At 71.4% G+C, this 16,092-nt stretch carries 15 protein-coding genes; 8 read left to right on the top strand and 7 right to left on the bottom strand.

The genetic code is table 11. From position 1 onward, the window contains the following. Positions 1-84 precede the first annotated feature (84 nt). A complete protein-coding gene (locus K7C98_RS00510) occupies positions 85-2,232 on the bottom strand; it encodes a DUF2079 domain-containing protein (RefSeq protein ID WP_224189482.1) in 2,148 nt (715 codons plus the stop codon). Positions 2,233-2,362: 130 nt separating this feature from the next. Here K7C98_RS00510 and K7C98_RS00505 point away from each other — a divergent pair, with 130 nt between their 5' ends. Continuing rightward, positions 2,363-2,839, top strand: coding sequence for a SixA phosphatase family protein (locus tag K7C98_RS00505; protein WP_224189481.1), 477 nt, complete (start codon positions 2,363-2,365; stop codon positions 2,837-2,839). Positions 2,840-2,861: 22 nt separating this feature from the next. Next, positions 2,862-5,003 carry a polyphosphate kinase 1 gene (gene ppk1 / locus K7C98_RS00500; protein WP_224189480.1) on the top strand — a complete coding sequence of 714 codons (2,142 nt, stop codon included), beginning with the start codon at positions 2,862-2,864 and terminating at the stop codon, positions 5,001-5,003. A 48-nt stretch (positions 5,004-5,051) separates the two neighbouring features. On the opposite strand, the gene K7C98_RS00495 is transcribed toward ppk1, so the two are convergent. Further along, positions 5,052-5,411, bottom strand: a complete 360-nt coding sequence (locus K7C98_RS00495; protein ID WP_224189479.1) for a hypothetical protein — start codon at positions 5,409-5,411, stop codon at positions 5,052-5,054. After that, positions 5,408-5,881, bottom strand: a complete 474-nt coding sequence (locus tag K7C98_RS00490) for a hypothetical protein (RefSeq protein ID WP_224189478.1) — start codon at positions 5,879-5,881, stop codon at positions 5,408-5,410. Before K7C98_RS00490 ends, K7C98_RS00495 begins: the two co-directional genes overlap by 4 nt. A gap of 63 nt (positions 5,882-5,944) precedes the next feature. On the opposite strand from K7C98_RS00490, the gene K7C98_RS00485 reads away from it, so the two are divergent. Next, on the top strand, positions 5,945-7,771 hold the full coding sequence (locus tag K7C98_RS00485) for a PEP-utilizing enzyme (protein ID WP_224189477.1): 1,827 nt from the start codon (positions 5,945-5,947) through the stop codon (positions 7,769-7,771). A 42-nt stretch (positions 7,772-7,813) separates the two neighbouring features. Here K7C98_RS00485 and K7C98_RS00480 read toward each other — a convergent pair whose 3' ends face one another. Together K7C98_RS00480 and K7C98_RS00475 are read right to left on the bottom strand one after the other, a co-directional pair. Beyond that, positions 7,814-8,239, bottom strand: coding sequence for an HU family DNA-binding protein (locus K7C98_RS00480; protein WP_224189476.1), 426 nt, complete (start codon positions 8,237-8,239; stop codon positions 7,814-7,816). Positions 8,240-8,325: 86 nt separating this feature from the next. Continuing rightward, the gene (locus K7C98_RS00475) at positions 8,326-8,850 is read right to left on the bottom strand and encodes a hypothetical protein (protein WP_224189475.1); all 525 of its coding nucleotides are present in this window, start codon (positions 8,848-8,850) and stop codon (positions 8,326-8,328) included. Between the two features lie 152 nt (positions 8,851-9,002). Here K7C98_RS00475 and K7C98_RS00470 point away from each other — a divergent pair, with 152 nt between their 5' ends. From K7C98_RS00470 to K7C98_RS00450, 5 genes are all read left to right on the top strand, one after another. Next, a complete protein-coding gene (locus K7C98_RS00470) occupies positions 9,003-9,650 on the top strand; it encodes an RNA polymerase sigma factor (protein WP_224189474.1) in 648 nt (215 codons plus the stop codon). Next, a complete protein-coding gene (locus tag K7C98_RS00465) occupies positions 9,647-11,260 on the top strand; it encodes a FecR domain-containing protein (protein ID WP_224189473.1) in 1,614 nt (537 codons plus the stop codon). The genes K7C98_RS00470 and K7C98_RS00465 overlap by 4 nt, the downstream gene beginning before the upstream one ends. A 238-nt stretch (positions 11,261-11,498) precedes the next feature. After that, positions 11,499-11,738: an RNA recognition motif domain-containing protein gene (locus K7C98_RS00460; protein WP_224189472.1), complete on the top strand. Its 240-nt coding sequence runs from the start codon at positions 11,499-11,501 to the stop codon at positions 11,736-11,738. Between the two features lie 42 nt (positions 11,739-11,780). Next, a complete protein-coding gene (locus tag K7C98_RS00455; RefSeq protein WP_224189471.1) occupies positions 11,781-12,326 on the top strand; it encodes a GNAT family N-acetyltransferase in 546 nt (181 codons plus the stop codon). Between the two features lie 96 nt (positions 12,327-12,422). Then, on the top strand, positions 12,423-14,642 hold the full coding sequence (locus tag K7C98_RS00450; protein WP_224189470.1) for a DUF3160 domain-containing protein: 2,220 nt from the start codon (positions 12,423-12,425) through the stop codon (positions 14,640-14,642). A 123-nt stretch (positions 14,643-14,765) separates the two neighbouring features. Here K7C98_RS00450 and K7C98_RS00445 read toward each other — a convergent pair whose 3' ends face one another. Together K7C98_RS00445 and K7C98_RS00440 are read right to left on the bottom strand one after the other, a co-directional pair. Then, complete coding sequence (locus K7C98_RS00445; protein ID WP_224189469.1) at positions 14,766-15,059, bottom strand: gamma-butyrobetaine hydroxylase-like domain-containing protein; 294 nt, start codon at positions 15,057-15,059, stop codon at positions 14,766-14,768. Positions 15,060-15,066: 7 nt separating this feature from the next. Then, entirely contained in the window at positions 15,067-16,074 is a 1,008-nt protein-coding gene (locus K7C98_RS00440; protein WP_224189468.1) for a hypothetical protein, read from the bottom strand. Positions 16,075-16,092 lie beyond the last annotated feature (18 nt).

Below are 16,092 nucleotides of genomic sequence, written 5' to 3'. Positions count from 1 at the left end.
GGCGCGAGCTTCTCCGCGCCGTTCGCAAAAACTAATGCCCACCACCACCCTCGTCAAGGATCGGCGCGGGGCGGCCGCGTGTGCTCACGGGCTCGCTGTCGCGGCCGCGCCCTTCGCGTCCTCGTTCGCGCCGGCGCGCGGGCTCGTGGACTTGGGCGCGGTCGCCGGGGTCTTTTTGGCCGGCTGCTGCCCCGACGCGGCCTCGATCGCGGCGTCCTCGCTCGGGCGCTCGCCGTACCCGCCGCGGAACTCCTCGGGCAGCTCCGAGCCGTCGACGCGCTCGAGCAGGACGACCCCGTGCGTGTCCTCGAGCACGCGGAACTTGCCGCGCTGGACCAGCCGCTGGTAGCGGCGCTCGTCGTCCTTGCCGAAGCTGTAGACGTCGGTAAAGAGGATGATGAATTGCGCGTCGTTGATCGCCGGCCAGTGGTACGCGTGGCGCCGGTTCGAGAAGTGCGGCCCGATCTCGTGGCTGACCGACACCTTCGCCTCGGGGCCGATGCGCGCCACGATCTCCTGCACCTTCGCGTAGCGCTCCTTCATCTCCGGCGTCGGCCGCCGGTCGAGGCGCGTCCAGCCGGCCACGAACGAGGCGTTGTCGACCAGCACGCCGCGCTTCCACGACACCAGCACCGACCCGGTGAGCATGCCGAGCATCAGCGTCCAGGCCACGCGCGCGCGCGCCAGCCCCAGGGTCCGCCAGCGCTCGCTGTCGGCCACGCGGGCCACGCCGTCGGGCAGCGCCGCGAACAGCATCGGGAACAGCAGCGCCGAGTATTGATAGTGGAGCGAGAACAGGTGCTTGCGGGTGGCCAGGCCGAGGAACAACAGGCCGTGCAGCATCAGCACCACCTTGCGGCCGGCGGCGAACGGCAGCGCCAGCAGCGGCAGCAGCAGGTGGAAGAAGAACAGCAGCTTCTCCTCCTTGAACAGCACCTGCAGCGCGAACAGCGGGTTGACCAGCAGCGTGGTGAACAGCCCGCGCGCGCCCTCCTGCTCGTGCGGGATCATCTCCTCGTAGAAGTAGATGTACGAGTACGCCTTGTCGGCCGACATCAGCAGGCTCGAGTCGGCCATCACGAACATCTTGACGATGGTGAGGTAGACCAGGCTGGCGGCGATCGTCACCAGGCCGGTGCGCGTGCGGCCGATGAGGATCGCGTACGCGCCGATGAAGCAGTTGAGCAGGCTGATGTCCTCGCGGGTCGCCAGCAGCAGCGCGAACACCAGCCAGTAGCGGCGCATCGCCCCGGCGTCGAGCAGGTACACCGCCCACATCGCCAGCGGCACCATCAGCGCCACCGAGTGGAAGTCGAACATGTTGACCCCGTGCAGCGCGGGGTACAGCAAGTAGACGAGCGCCAGGATCGTCGCCATCCACTCGTTCTTCAGCCGCCGCCGCGCCGCCAGCCATAGCGGCAGCACCCCGCCGGCGAGCCACAGCGTCTGGATCACCAGCAGCGTCTCGGCGTGGGGGTAGAGCAGGTAGATCGGCGCGAGCAGCAGCAGGATCGGGTCGAAGTGGGCCGACACGTGGTTGCCGCCGCGGATCAGCGAGCAGTCGAGGAAGTGCCCGTGCGCCGTCTGCCACACCAGGTTGTCGTAGATCCCGAGGTCGTAGACCGTCGTCGCCAGGTTGCGGTGGTCGAGCAGCGAGAACCAGCTGAGCAGCGCGCAGTAGCCGACGAGCCCGGCCACGAGCACGCCTCGCGCCAGCCGCCCGTCGCGGGCCGGCACGAACGGGTCCTCCGGCGGCGCGAACCGCTTGAGCCCGAGCAGGCGGTAGAAGAACACCATCGCCAGCGCCGTGACCGCCGCGGTCAAGAACGAGGTGAAGATCGGGTGCTTGACCTCGATGCGGGCCACGTGGAGGCCGACCAGCAGCGGCCCGGCGAGGACGACGAAGGCCCAGCGGTTGGTCGCGACCACCGAGTCGCCGAAGCCGAGCTCGGGCTCGCGCTGCCGCCGGCGCCGCCACACGGCCACGTAGGCGGCCGTGGTCGCCAGCAGCGAGACGGCGACCGCGGCCAGCATCGCGTACCGCTGCCCGATCGACAGGTCGTTCTTGATGATGTGGCGCAGGCTGCCGGTCAGCAGGGGCCACAGCGCCAGCCCCGGCGAGATGGCGATCAGCAGGTACAGCGGGCCCCATCGCCACAGCTGCGCGACCGTCGCGTCGATGGTTCGCAGCAGGCGTCCCTTCGGCTGCTCGGTCTCCTGGGTCGTCGTCATAAGGCCGTCTCACGGGGCCCGGAGCGGCCGAAGTACCGCGTTCTCCGGGGCCTGAAAAGGAACGCGGGAGTGTATCAGCGGGCCCAGCAGGGCAGCAAGCCGCGCTCTTTTGCGGCACACTTCACCCGTCGTGCTCCTGTTCCTCGTTCGTCACGCCATCGCCGCCGACGCGTCCCCCGATCGCCCTGACGCCTCGCGCCCGCTCACGGCCGCGGGCGAGCGCAAGTTCACCGAGGCGGTCCGCGGCGCGCGACGACTGGGCTGGCGCTTCGACCGCCTGTACCACAGCCCGCTCTTGCGCGCGGTTCAGACCGCCGAGCTCCTGCGCCCGCTGCTCGACGGCGACAGCCGGAGCCTGCCGGACCTCGCGCGCCCGCCCGACGTCGAGATGCTCGCGCACATCGAGGGCGAACGCGTCGCGCTGGTCGGCCACGAGCCGCATTTGAGCGCGCTGCTCGCCTGGCTCACCACCGGTGAGATCGCTCGCGGCGAGCGATTCCCGCTCAAGAAGGGCGGCATGGCCCTCCTCTCGGGACCGCCCCGGCCCGGGGCGATGGAGCTCCAAGCGCTGGTCCTGCCGAAGATCCTGCGAAAACTCGGCGCCTGATACTCTGGTCCGCTCCTCGATCATGGCGCCCGTCGAGCTCACCCACCCGAGTCTCTACATCAACCGCGAGCTCAGCCAGCTCGAGTTCAACCGCCGAGTGCTCGAGCAGGCCATGGACCCGCGCGTCCCGCTGCTCGAGCGCCTGCGCTTCATCACGATCGTCAGCACCAACCTCGACGAGTTCTTCGAGATCCGCGTCGCCAGCATCAAGGAGCAGGTCGGCTTCGGCCTGCCGCAGCTCGGCCCCGACGGGCGCACCCCGCAGGACGCCCTGCGCGCCCTCAAGGACGCCGCGCAGAGGCTCGTGCGCGAGCAGTACGTGTTCTTGCAGCAGCAACTGCTGCCCGCGCTCGCGGCCGAGGGCATCCGCCTGCTCAAGCTCTACACCTGGACCCCGGAGCAGAGCGCCTGGCTCGAGGACTACTTCGACCGCGAGGTCCTGCCGGTGCTCACGCCGATCGGCCTCGACCCGTCGCACCCGTTCCCCAACATCCAGAACAAGAACCTCAACCTGATCGTCGCGCTCGCCGGCAGCGACGCGTTCGGGCGCGACAGCGGCACGGCGGTGGTCCAGATCCCGCGCAGCCTGCCGCGCCTGGTGTTCTTGCCGCCGAGCGTCGCCGACTGCCCGCACGGCTACGCGCTGCTCGGCTCGATCGTCACCACCTTCGTCCACAAGCTGTTCCCCGGCATGCAGGTGCGCGGCTGCTATCAGTTCCGCGTCACCCGGGACAGCGAGCTGTGGGTGCAGGAGGAGGACGTCGAGGACCTGCTCAACGCGCTCAAGGGCGAGCTGCGGACCCGCAACTTCGGCGACGCCGTGCGGCTCGAGGTCAGCGACACCTGCCCGCCGGAGATGGCCGAGCTGCTGCTCAGCAAATTCGACCTCCAGCCCGACGACCTCTACCGCGTCGACGGCCCGGTCAACCTCCACCGGCTCGCGGCGATCTACGACGTCATCAAGCGGCCCGAGCTCAAGTACACGGCGTTCATCCCCGGCCCGCGCCGCACCCCCGGCGCCGAGGTCGACCTGTTCGCCGAGCTGCGCCGCGGCAACATCCTGCTGCACCACCCGTACGAGAGCTTCTCGCTGGTGCTCGAGCTGGTGCGCCAGGCCGCGCGCGACCCCAAGGTGCTGGCGATCAAGCAGACGCTCTACCGCACCGGCGCCGACTCGCCGATGGCCGAGGCGCTGCTCGAGGCCGCGCGCGCCGGCAAGGAGGTCACCGCCGTCGTCGAGCTGCGCGCCCGCTTCGACGAGGCCGCCAACATCGACCTCGCCACCCGCCTGCAGCAGGCCGGCGTCACCGTGGTCTACGGCATCGTCGGTTACAAGACCCACGCCAAGGCGCTGTTCATCGTCCGCCGCGAGGACGGCCGCTACCGCCGCTACGTCCACCTCGGCACCGGCAACTACCACAGCGTCACCGCCCAGTTCTACACGGACTTCAGCTTCCTCACCTGCGACGACGCCATCGGCGAGGACGTGCACAACGTGTTCATGCAGCTGACCGGCCTCGGCAGCGTGCCGCGCATGAACAAGCTGCTGGTCTCGCCCTTCACCCTGATGGAGCGCCTGCTCGCCCTCATCGACCGCGAGGCCGACAACGCCCGCCAGGGCAAGCCGGCGCGGATCGTCGCCAAGCTCAACGCCCTCACCGAGGTCAAGGTCATCGAGGCCCTCTACCGCGCCTCCCAGGCCGGCGTCTCGATCGACCTGATCGTCCGCGGGATCTGCTGCCTGCGCCCCGGCGTCCCCGGCGTGTCCGACAACATCCGCGTGCGCTCGATCGTCGGCCGCTTCCTCGAGCACCACCGGATCTACCACTTCGCCGCCGGCGGCGAGGAGGTCACCTACTGCGCCAGCGCCGACTGGATGTCGCGCAACCTGCAGCGCCGGGTGGAGACCGCGTTCCCGATCGAGGAGCCGCTCCTGCGCGCCCGCGTGGTCGCCGAGGGCCTCACCACCTGCCTCGCCGACAACACCCAGGCCTGGGAGCTGCAGTCGGACGGCTCCTACGTCCGCTGCACCCCTGGACCCGGCGAGGAGCCGCGCCCGGCCCAGGAGACGCTGCTCCGCCTGCTGTCCGCCAATCAAGGCGCCGCCCAGGCCCAGCGCCAGATCCTCGAGGACCTGCTGGTCCGTCAGGACATGCTCGAATAGTCTTGTCCATTCGGGCATGTCCATGCAGACATGCCCGAACGATCATGTTCACTCGGCCAGCTCGACGTCGTCGCGGTCGACCAGCACGTAGGTCTCGACCGCCTGCGCGCGGTCGTCGAGGTCGGGCTCGGCCGCGCCCGCGGGCGCCAGCCACAGCCCGGCGTTGCCGCCGTAGACCAGCCAGGACACCCCCGCGCCGCTGTCCTCGACCGGGCAGGCCCACGCCGGCGCGTCGACGTCGAGGCTGCCGTCGGCCCGCCGCTGCAGCCCGCGCGCGCGCCGGGGTCCGGCCCCGTCGAGGTCGACCGTGCGCACCCGCTGCGGCGGCGCCAGCCGGCGGAACGTCAGCTGCACCGGCTCGGTGAACGACGCGTCGTCGACCTCGACGGTCAGGAATTCGGCGCTCATGCGCCCGGTATCGCACGGACGCGGCCGCACGTCACCAGCACCCGCGGCGCGTCGATCGGCGCCCACTGCTCGACCGCGAAGCAGCCGCGCCCGAGCCACAGCCCCGCGCGCGAGGCCGACGCGCGCCGCACCAGCTCGCCGCGGGCCGCCCACCGCGACGGTCGCCACAGCGACACCTTCGGCGGGTGCGCCAGCTCGACCAAAAGTCCCCCGCCGCGCACCGCCGCGAGCCCGTCGGCCGGCGGCTCCACCCCGCCCAGGGTCGCCACCACCACCAGCGCGTCGAGCCCGCTCGCGCCCGCGAGCTCGGTCCAGCCCAGCCGCTCGCGCAGCATCGTCGTCGTCGCCCGCGCCGCTCGCCCCCCGAGCCCGCGGCCCGCGTCCGGACCTGTCCACAAGGCCACCTTCCTGTCCGCCAGCGTCGCGAGCAGCCACTCGGCGAGCGACGGCCCTGGCAGCAACAGGTCCATGTCCCGCGCGATCTACCACGCCCGCGACCGCGCGTGAGCGTCGGCATCCGCTACAGTCTCGCCGTGCTCGTCCTCGGTGACCTGCCCGGACCCGACATCGCCCCCAAGCCGGCCGTCCTCTCGCGCCTGCGTCGCGCCGGCCTGCCCGTCCCGCCCGGGTTCGCCCTCGACCTCGCCGAGCTCGCGCGGCCCGACGTCCGCGCTCGCCTCGCCGACCTGCTCGCCGGCGGCCCCGTCATCGTCCGCGCCGCCCTCGCGCGCGAAGACAGCGCCGACGCGGCCGCGGCCGGCCTCGGCCTCTCGATCCCCGACTGCCGCGACCTCGACGACCTCGATCGCGCCGCCGCGGCGATCGCCCACGCCGCGCGCGACCCCTGGCTCGAGCGCTACAGCGGCGGCGCGCCGGCCTTTCAGCTGCTCGTCCAGCGCCAGGTCGAGCGCCGCTGGCTCGCCGTCGCCGCCGCCGACCGCGGCGGCGCCCGCCTGCTCGAGCTCCACGACGCCGCCCGCCCCGACGCCCTCGCCGCCGGCGCCGATCCGCGCTGGTCCGGCCCGCTCGCGCTCGCCGAGCCCGACCTGCGCGCCGCCGTCACCAGCATCTTCGACCATGTCGAAACAGTCATGTCCGAAGTGCCAGCCCTCGACCTCGAGCTCGTCGTCGACCCGGCCGGCGCGACCTGGCTGGTCCAGGCCCGCCCGCTCGCGCGCCCGCTGACGCCGGGCTGGCGCGAGTTCCTTGCGGTCGTCGCCCCCGGCGAGGACCACGTCCCCGGCCTGCCCGACCTGTGGCGCCTCGACGCCGAGCACAACCCCGCCGCGCTCTCACCGGCCCACGCCGGCGTCGTCACCTGGCTCGTCGGACAGGGAGCCGGCGACCTCGCCGTCCTCGCCGGGTGGCTGTACTTCGCCGCGACCTCCGGCCCGGCGCGGGACATCGATCCGCAGCGGGCGCTGGCCGACCTGCGCGGGCGTCACCTCCCGACCGCGCGTCGCGTCCTCGCCGAGATCGTCGCCGGGCTCGCCGGAGATCTGCGTCTGCTCCTCGCGCGCGCTCTCGAACATCTGCGCTGCACCCTCGCCGTGCACGCCGAGGTGCGCGTCGAGCTCCCGCGCGAGCTCCCGGCCCCCGATCCGGCCGCCGCGCTGTCCCTGCGCGACCGGACCGATTACCTCGACGTCCTGCCCGCCGCGTGGGACATCGCCAGCCCGGCGCTCGCCGACCTGGTCGATCCGACATGTCTCGAACGCAAGGCGGACCCTGCCGCCGCCGACCCGCCGGAACGCGGGCGCGCGGCCGTGCTGGTGCGCGAGCTCGACGACCACCTGTTCGCTCTCGGGCTCGCGCCGCTGCGCCGGGTCTACCTCGCCGCGGGCGAGCGTCTCGGGCTCGGCGCCGACGTCTTCCTGCTCGCGCCCGACGAGCTGGGCGACGCGCTCGCCGGCCGGGCCGTCCCCGATCTCGCAGCGCGTCGGCGCGAGCACGAGCAGCACGCGGCGCTGCAGCCGCCGCTGGCGCTGTTCGACGGTCGACCCGTGCCGCTGTCGCCGCGGAGGCGGCTGTGCGGGATCCCCGTCGGCTCGCCGGCGCGCGGCCCGGTCGCCCGGCGGAGCGACCTCGCCGATCTGCTCGCCAGACCGCCGGCCGCCGGTTCGGTCGTGGTCCTGCCCGCGCTCACGGCCCAGGCGGCGGTCGCTCTCCGGGCGCTCGCCGTGCGCGCCGTCTGCTGCGAGTACGGCGGAGCCCTGAGTCACGCCGCGTTGATGGCCCGCGAGCTCGGCCTGTCGGCGTTGATCGGGTGTAGCGGCTGCAGCGAGCTCCACGACGGTCTGATGGTCGAGGTCGACACGCGGGTGGGTCGCCTGCGGATGCGCCCGAGGGACATGTCCTGAACGACAGGTCGTTTTCGACCTGTCGCAAGCGACCGGCGCGCCCTAGATCTCGTCTTCCGACAGGTGCTCCTCGCGGAGCTTCGGCGCCGGGCGCGGCTTCGCCGAGGCCGGCGGGGCGGCGGCGGGCCTGGGCGCGGCGGCCTTGCGCTCGGGCACCTCGGCGTCCTCGGCGTCCTCGACGAGTGGCGCCGTCGACAGGTTGACGCGGGCGCGCAGCTCCTTGCCGACCTTGAAGAACGGCAGTCGCTTCGGCTTCACGTGCACGGAGCCGCCGGTGCGCGGGTTCCTGCCCTCATAGGATTTGTACTGGCGCACGGTGAAGCTGCCGAAGCCGCGGATCTCGATGCCTTCGCCGCGGACCATCGCCTCCGTCATGGCCCCGAAGATCGTCCCGACGACCAGCTCGGCCTTGCCCTTGGTCAGCTTCGCAGCTTCGGACACGCGCTCGATGAGTTCGGATTTGGTCACGTCGCAGATCTCCCAGACCGCCGGGGGCGATGATGGTAGGCGGAAAAAACGAGAGATCTCAAGCAGTAAGACGGCCCCTGAGGCTGCTAGGGCACCGGTGGCGGATCGCCCGTCCTGGCGTCCCAGGGACCCTCACGGCCGAACAACTCCAGGTTGAGGGCCGAAAGGCCGAGACCGGCCTGGGCGGCCAGCCACGCGTAGGCCATGCGCACCCGGGCCTGCGCGCCGCCGACCCGGATCAGCAGCGCGAGATCCGCCGGCCAGCGCGACTCGGCCGAAGTGCCCTTGACGAAGGCCAGCAGCCCTGCTGGCCCGTCCTTGCCGGCCGTCGCCCGCCGCCACGCCTGCAGATCGGCCAGCAGCGGGTGCAGGTCGGCCCACAGGACCACCGGCGCCGCCCCGACCGCGCGCCAGCTCGCGCGCGGGCGTTGCGGGGCCGAGAGCCCGGCCAGCGCCTGATCCTTGCGGGTTTGACAGCGGGCGGGCCCGGCCAGCTGCGACTCGCGGAGGCAGCCGGGCCAGGTTTGCGCCGCCGCGCGGAGGGCTGCGTCCTGGGCCGGGCCTGGGGGCATCGCCTCCAGGGTCGCGAGGGCCGCGTACTTGGCGGCCATCGCCGCACATGCCTCCCGGTCGAGCGGCCGGTCCCAATACCGGACGCGCCAGGACGAGAGCGCGCCCGTCGCCGGATCGATCACCTGTCCAGTGTAACCCTGCTATGGTGAGGCAAGCGCCCGGAAATTTCCGCGGAAAGGTTGTCGGATCGGTGACACGCAACGCCCGCACCATGGATCAGGCCCTGCCGATCGCCGATCTGTTCGCCGCCGACGCGACCACCGACGCTGCCCACGCGTCCGAGGCCCGTGCGTCCGAATACCTCACCACCGAGGAGCAGCTCGTCCTCGCCGGGGCGCGCGCCGGCAACCCGCGGGCGCTGCGACAGTTCTACGAGGCGCACCAGTCACAGGTGCGCGGCCACCTCTACCGTCTGCTCGGGCCCGACAGCGAGATCGACGACATCGTCCAGACCGTGTTCGCGCGGGCGTTCGCGGCGCTCGGCACCTTCAAGGGCAACTCGGCGCTCAGCACGTGGCTGTACCGGATCACCACCAACACCACGCACAACCTGCTGCGCCAGCGCTTCCGTCGCAACCGCGTCAAGTCGGCCTTTCAGTGGTGGACCGACGGGCGTGACGCGCACCTGCACTCCGGTCGGGTCGACGTGCGCGGCGAGGCCGAGCGGCTGCTGCAGCGGCTCGCGCCCGACCTGCGCGAGGTCTTCGTCTTCTATCACTACGAGGGCCTGACCCTGCAGGAGATCTCCCAGATCCTCGACAAGCCGGTCTCCACCGTCGGCGACCGGCTCACGCGCGCCCGCAAGCGCCTCCACGACCTCGTCCACGGCGACGCATGAATTCCACGCTCCACGACGACGCTGCTCCGCGCTACGGCTGCCTCGAGTGCCGCGAGGACGCCGAGCTCGTCGTCTGCGATCGTCTGCACCCCGAGGGTCTCGCCCGCTACCACGCCCACCTCCGCGGCTGCGACGCCTGCCGCCGCGCCCATCAATTGCTCGGCGCCGTCTACCGCGGCCCCGACCCGGCGAGCTCGGGCCACGGCATGGTCGCGCGCGACCGCGAGTTCTCGGCGATCCTCCGCAAGGTCCGCGCCGCCGCACCTGTCCCTTGGTACAGGCAGAACGCCAGCCTCGCCGGCGTCGCCGGGCTGGCCGCCGTGCTCGCCTGGCTGCTCGTCGTGCCCGCGGGCGGGCCGGCGCTGCACGAGCCCGGCGGCGCCGCGTCGGGGTTGTCGCGCGACAGCTCGCCCGTCGAGACGCCCGCGCTGGCCGAGCCCGAGCGGGCGGCGGGGCTCGACCATCACGCGCAGGCCGACTACGGCCGGGTCGTCGCCGGCAACAGCTTCGTCGCCGAGGGCGAGCGCCCCGTCGCCACCGACACCTTCCCGGTCGGCACGCGCTTCGAGGTGTTCCCGGGCAGCAGCATGCAGATCGGCCTGGTGGGGAAGATCCTCGCCAACTTCGGCAGCGGCTCCGAGGTCCACTGGACGCGCGCCGACCCCGGCCTCGTCGAGCTCGACCTGCGCCGCGGCATGATCGCCGTCCGCTACGAGCGCCTGCCGGCCGACCCGATCCTCAAGATCCGCACGCCCTCCGCGATCGTCCGCGTCGTCGGCACCGTCTTCACCGTCGAGGTCGACGACCACGGCGGCACCGCCGTCGCCGTGCTGCGCGGCGAGGTCGAGGTCCTCGACCCCACCACCCAGGAGCTGCTCGCCGAGGTCAGCGCCGGCTATCGCTTCGACGTCGCCCGCTCGACCTACGCCGACGTCGGCCGGCACGAGGTCGGCCTCGCCATGCCGCTCAGCCACGGCGACGGCGACGGCCGGTACGGCCTCGCCGACGGCACCATCCCGCCGAGCTGGGTCGTCCCCGGCCTGCCCGACGTCCCCCGCCTGCGCCGCCTCGAGCACATCGTCGCCCGCACCCCCGGCGCCGGCGATCGCACGCGCCTCGAGCGCCCGCACAGCGCCATGCACAAGCGCGGGCGCGAGGTCCACGGCGACGACGGTCAGGCCCTCATCGACAAGCTCGTGCGCGACACCAAAGCCTCGCGCCGCGAACAACTCATGGCCTCGCTCGCGCACTGCCAGGGCCTCTACGAGTCGGCCGAGACGCGCTACCTCTCGGCGCGCTGCCTCACGCAATTCATGAGCGAGCACGGCGACGACGACATCGCCGAGGGCCACCTCTTGATCGGCATCCTGCGCATGGACTTCGCCAACGACTATCCTGCCGCCAAGCAGGCGTTCGAGAAGTTCCTCGCCCGCGCCCCGGACCACCCCGACGTCGAGCTCGCGCGCTACCGGCTGTGGCTCGCCAGCACCGAGAACGGCGACATCCACGAGGCCATCGGCCACGGCCGCGACTACCTCCGGCGTTATCCCGACGGCAAGTACGCCGGCAAGATCCTCCAGCGCTTCCCCCGGCTCGTGTCCGAGCTGTAGCGCGGCGACACGTCGCGCCCGCAGCGAGCCCCGCGGGCCGCGATCGTTCGGCACGCCCCGTCCACCTTCGCTACCGGCGTCGTCAACGTCGTTAGGCGAGACGGATCGACCACGACACGACACTGACGATCGCGGCCGCTTCGGCCGCCGACCGGCGCGTGCGACCTCGCCGTGCTAAACACCGACGTGCGGCTCCAGGGCCGCGGGACCACCTCGTAGTAGCAAGAAGGAGGCAACGATGCCCAAGCGCATTCGTGTAGAGGGTTTGAGCATGTCCACCACTCCGGCGACGCTGCAGGCCGGCTTTACCAACTTCGGGCCGCTCGTCCGCTGCCAGCTCGAGTTCGACGTGAATGGTGTGCCGCTGGGCGTCGCGCACCTCGAGTACGGCGCCACCGAGGCCGGCGCGGCCGCGATCGCCAACATGAACAATACGCCGTTCGACGGCGCGACCATCAGCGTCCGAGAAGACTCGTGAGCGCGGCTTGTCGGCGGCGGCGGACCTCGCTAGCTTCCCCGCGTGATCGTCGTCGACCTCACGTATGATCGTCCGGACCTGCTCGAACAGGCAGCCGAGGTGTTGCACGCGCGGATGCCCGAGGGCTGGCCCGACCTCGCGGCCGCGCGCGACGAGGTCGACGCGGCACTCGACCCGGCCCGGATCGCGCGGGCCGTGGTGGTGGGCTCGACGCTGCTCGGCTGGGCCGCGGCCAACGAGCGTTACACGGATCACGTATGGGAGATCCACCCGCTCGTGGTGAGGGCCGACCGCGAGCGCAGCGGCGTCGGCCGCACGCTCGTGCGCGACCTGGAGGACCGCGTGCGCGCGATGGGCATCCATACGATGTTCGTCGGCTCCGACGACGAGCTCGGGCTGACCTCGCTCGCGGGCGTCGACCTCTACCCCGACGTCATCGGCCACCTCGCCCGCCTCCAAAACCTGCGCGCGCACCCGCTCGGCTTCTATCGACGCCTCGGCTACTCGGTGATCGGCGTCATGCCCGACGCCAACGGCTTCGGCCAGCACGACATCTACCTCGCGCGTCGCCTGGTACCCCCATCCTGATCGCGGCGCCGCGACATCGACGTCATGGTGGCACGCACTGGCCCACGCGCCGGAGAATTGGTTGACGGGCAGCGAAGTCCATCTACCCTCGGGTGCATGACATTGCTTCGCCTGTCCTCCCCCTTCGTCGCGCTGCTGCTCGCCGTCACCGCCTGTCAACCCGACGGCGGCGACAACGGACCGAACCCGGCCCCCGAGGTCGAGCAGCCCAAGCCCGACCCGTGGATCGCCGAGAACTACGCGCCGGTGCAGGAGGAGGCCAAGCAGCTCAGCGTCGAGAAGTTCCTCGAGCTGTACCCGCAGCCGGCCTTCGTCGCCAAGGTCTCGTACGACGCGCTCGCGGCCGCCGGCCTCGACCTGATCGGCCCCTACGCCGGCCTCACCGACGCGCACAACCAGGTTCTGGCGCAGAACGGCTTCGTCGCCGTCGACGCCGCCGAGACCAGCACCTTCGCCACGACGTACCTCGACATCTACGACAACGACCTGCCGGTCCTCATCACCGCCGACAGCATGCTCTACGCGCTGCACAAGTCGTTCGACTCGATGCTGATGTACTTCGAGCGGACGGTCCTCCGCCCCGAGATGGCGCGGATGCTCGAGGTGACGCACGGCGAGCTCGGCCAGCGCCTGGCCAAGCTCCCGCCCGAGCTCGCCGCCGCCGCCGCCGACCTCGACGTCTACCTCACCGTCGCCCGCTCGCTGCTCACCGGCTACGCCGAGCCGGTCAGCGGCGACCAGGCCGTCAAGAGCAAGGTCGAGCGGATCCTCGCCGCCGCGACCGCGCTGCAGCCGGGCGAGCTCGAGCTGTTCGGCGTCTCCAGCCTCTACGACTTCTCGCAGCTCGAGCCCCGCGGCCACTACGAGGACGACACCGACCTGCAGACCTACTTCCAGGCGATGATCTGGCTCGGCCGCACCGACCTGCCGATGGTCGTCTACGACGAGGAGCAGAAGCCCAGCTTCAACCGCCGCGGGCTCGACGCCGCGTTCCTGCTGCATCATGTCCTTCAGGACAGCGGCGCCGAGACCAACTGGAAGCGCATCGACAGGACCATCTCGCTGCTGATCGGCGAGCGCGACAGCATGAGCCCGGCCGACATGACGGCCTACATGGACGCGGTCGAGGCCCACACGCCGGAGGAGCTGGTCAAGCTGTCCGACGAGGCCGTGTACAAGGCCCTCATCGACGGCGACTACGGCATCCAGCGCATCATGTCGCAGATCATGTTCACCGACCCCAACGCGCCGCAGCTGATGCTCCCGCGCGTGTTCCACCTGCTGGGCCAGCGGTTCACGATCGACTCCTACGTGTTCAACAACGTCACCTACGACCGGGTGCAGGACCTGCGCACCGGGACCAAGGTGACGCGCATGCTGCCGAGCGAGCTCGACGTGCAGTTCGTGCTCGGCAACAACAGCGCCGCGCACCACCTCAAGCCCGAGCTCGACGAGTACGGCTACCAGGGCACGCTCCACGAGATGCGCTTCCTGGTCGACAGCCACCCGCAGGACTTCTGGGACGCGAACTTCTACAACGGCTGGCTGGCGGCGATCCGCTCGCTCGGCGAGCACGCCGACTTCGACAGCCTGCCCGAGTCGATGCGCACCGCCGCGTGGGCCGACAAGGGCCTCAACACCCAGACGGCCTCGTGGGCCGAGCTGCGCCACGACACGCTGCTGTACGTCAAGCAGTCGTACTCCGGCGGCAACGGTTGCGAGTACATCGACGCCTACGTCGAGCCGGTCCCGGCCCTCTACGGCCGCCTGGCCCACCTCGGCGAGATCGGGCTCGGGCTGACCGACGAGCTCGCCGACGAGGGCTTCGAGGTCACGGCCGCGCAGGCGTTCTTCAAGCACCTGGGGGACGTCTCCTCGAAGCTCGAGGGCATCGCCCAGAAGGAGCTCGACGGCCTGGCGCTCACGGTGGCCGAGTACGACTTCCTCCGCGGCACGATCGAGATGGAGCTGGTCGGCTGCGGCGAGGTCCAGTACGACGGCTGGTACGGCAAGCTGTTCTTCGACCAGTCGAAGATCGCCGAGTTCGAGCCGACCATCGCCGACGTGCACACGGCCCCCACCGACGCCCAGGGCGACCCGAAAGGCTGGGTCCTCCACGCGGCCACCGGTCGACCTATGCTGATGGTCTTCACCATGGAAGACTGCTCGGGCACCCGCGCCTACGTCGGACCGGTGTCGAGCTTCCACAGCGTGCTGACCGAGAACTACGACCGCCAGACCGACTCGGCCTGGCGCGAGCAGCTGGCCGGCGATCCGCCGCCGCGGCCGAGCTGGACCGACAGCTTCGTCCGCTAAGACATGCTCTGAAGGGCGTGTCCTTTAGAACATGCGGCGAGCCGGCGCGCACGCCGGCTCGCGTCTGAAGGCGCGAGCCCGGATCGTCGCGAGCGGCGACGGCCCCGCCCGCCGCGTCGGCGCTCAGGTCTGCCCGTACGCGGCGATCCAGCGCAGATGCGGCCAGGTGTAGATGCCGTTGTCGTGGCCGTCGGAGAAGCGGATGCCGAGCGCGTAGGCGCCGACCTCGTGCAGCTCGGCGATCGTCACGCCGGGGGGCGGCTCGTGGAAGCGCAGGCCGGGCGAGTGGCCCTGGCAGGTCGCGCAGGGGCACCAGCCGCGCAGCTGGGCCGCCGACAGGCGCGTCACCGAGCCGTCGTCCCAGGTGACCTCGAGGACAGCTTCGCGGACGTGGTGGGCGATGTCGACCGGGGTCACGACGGGCTCACTCCGTGATGCACAGCGGCTTGCCGCCCTGAACCGTGCAGCCGGCGCACTGGGCCGCGTAGTAGATGTCGTCGACGCAGAGCTCGACCTTCACGTCCATGCCGATCGCCTCGCCGCACTGGCTCTCCTGACCTGGGTCGCACTGACCCTGCGGCGTCTCGGCGCAGGCGCAGCTCCAGCCCTGCTCGTCGCCGACGCAGCCGGCCACCTGCGGGTTGGTGAAGCCGAGGTTCTCGCAGGCGCTCGGCTGGCAAAAATCGGGCAGGAGCACCCAGGTGGTGTCCTGGCAAAACAGCAACTGACCCAGCGCACCGGGGCCGGCATCGCAGGCCGTCAAGCCCGGGCTCATGCAAGTACCGCCCTCCATCGGACCGCCGCTGGTGCCCATCGTCGTGTCGGTCGTGCTGGTGGTGTCGGTCGTCGTCGTCGTCGTCGACTCGGTCGTCGTCGCGGTGTCGCCCGTGCTGGTGCTCGACGTGCTCGTCGTCTCGGTCGGGTCCGTCGTGGTCGTCGTGCCGGTCGCGGTGACCGTCTCGGTCTCGCTGCCCGACTCGGTCGTGCCGGTCTCGGTGACCGTCGGGTCGTCGGTCGTCGTCGGCGTCGTGGTCGTGCTCTGTCCGGGCTCGCACTCCTCTTTCCCGAGCGGCATCGCCTCGCCGAGCGCCGGGACCTTGGCGTTGTAGCGCGCCTGCACGACCTCGCTCCCGGCCGTCCAGACCACCAGGATGTCGGCCTTCAAGGTGCCCGTCGGGGGCGTAAAACCGACCGTGGCGAACCCGTCCTCGAACACCTTCGCCGGATCGGCGATCGGGAACGTCTTGACCAGCGGCTCGCCGATCTTCCCGTCGGCGCCGCTGCTCTGGATCGTCAGCTCCACGCTCGTCGGCAGGCCGACGGTCAGGTCGCACGGGTAGAGCCGAAGCTCGACCTCGGTCGGCTGCTCGCCGCACGCGCAGAGCGCCCACACCGTGGAGCAGCCGATCAGCCTCACGAGGCGAGAATGCACGGCGCGGATTCTACCACA

Source organism: Nannocystis pusilla (genome assembly GCF_020073745.1).
Lineage (GTDB): Bacteria > Myxococcota_A > Polyangia > Nannocystales > Nannocystaceae > Nannocystis > Nannocystis radixulma.
The sequence above is the reverse complement of the archived record's forward strand: the minus strand, read 5'-3'. Positions and strand labels throughout refer to the sequence as shown.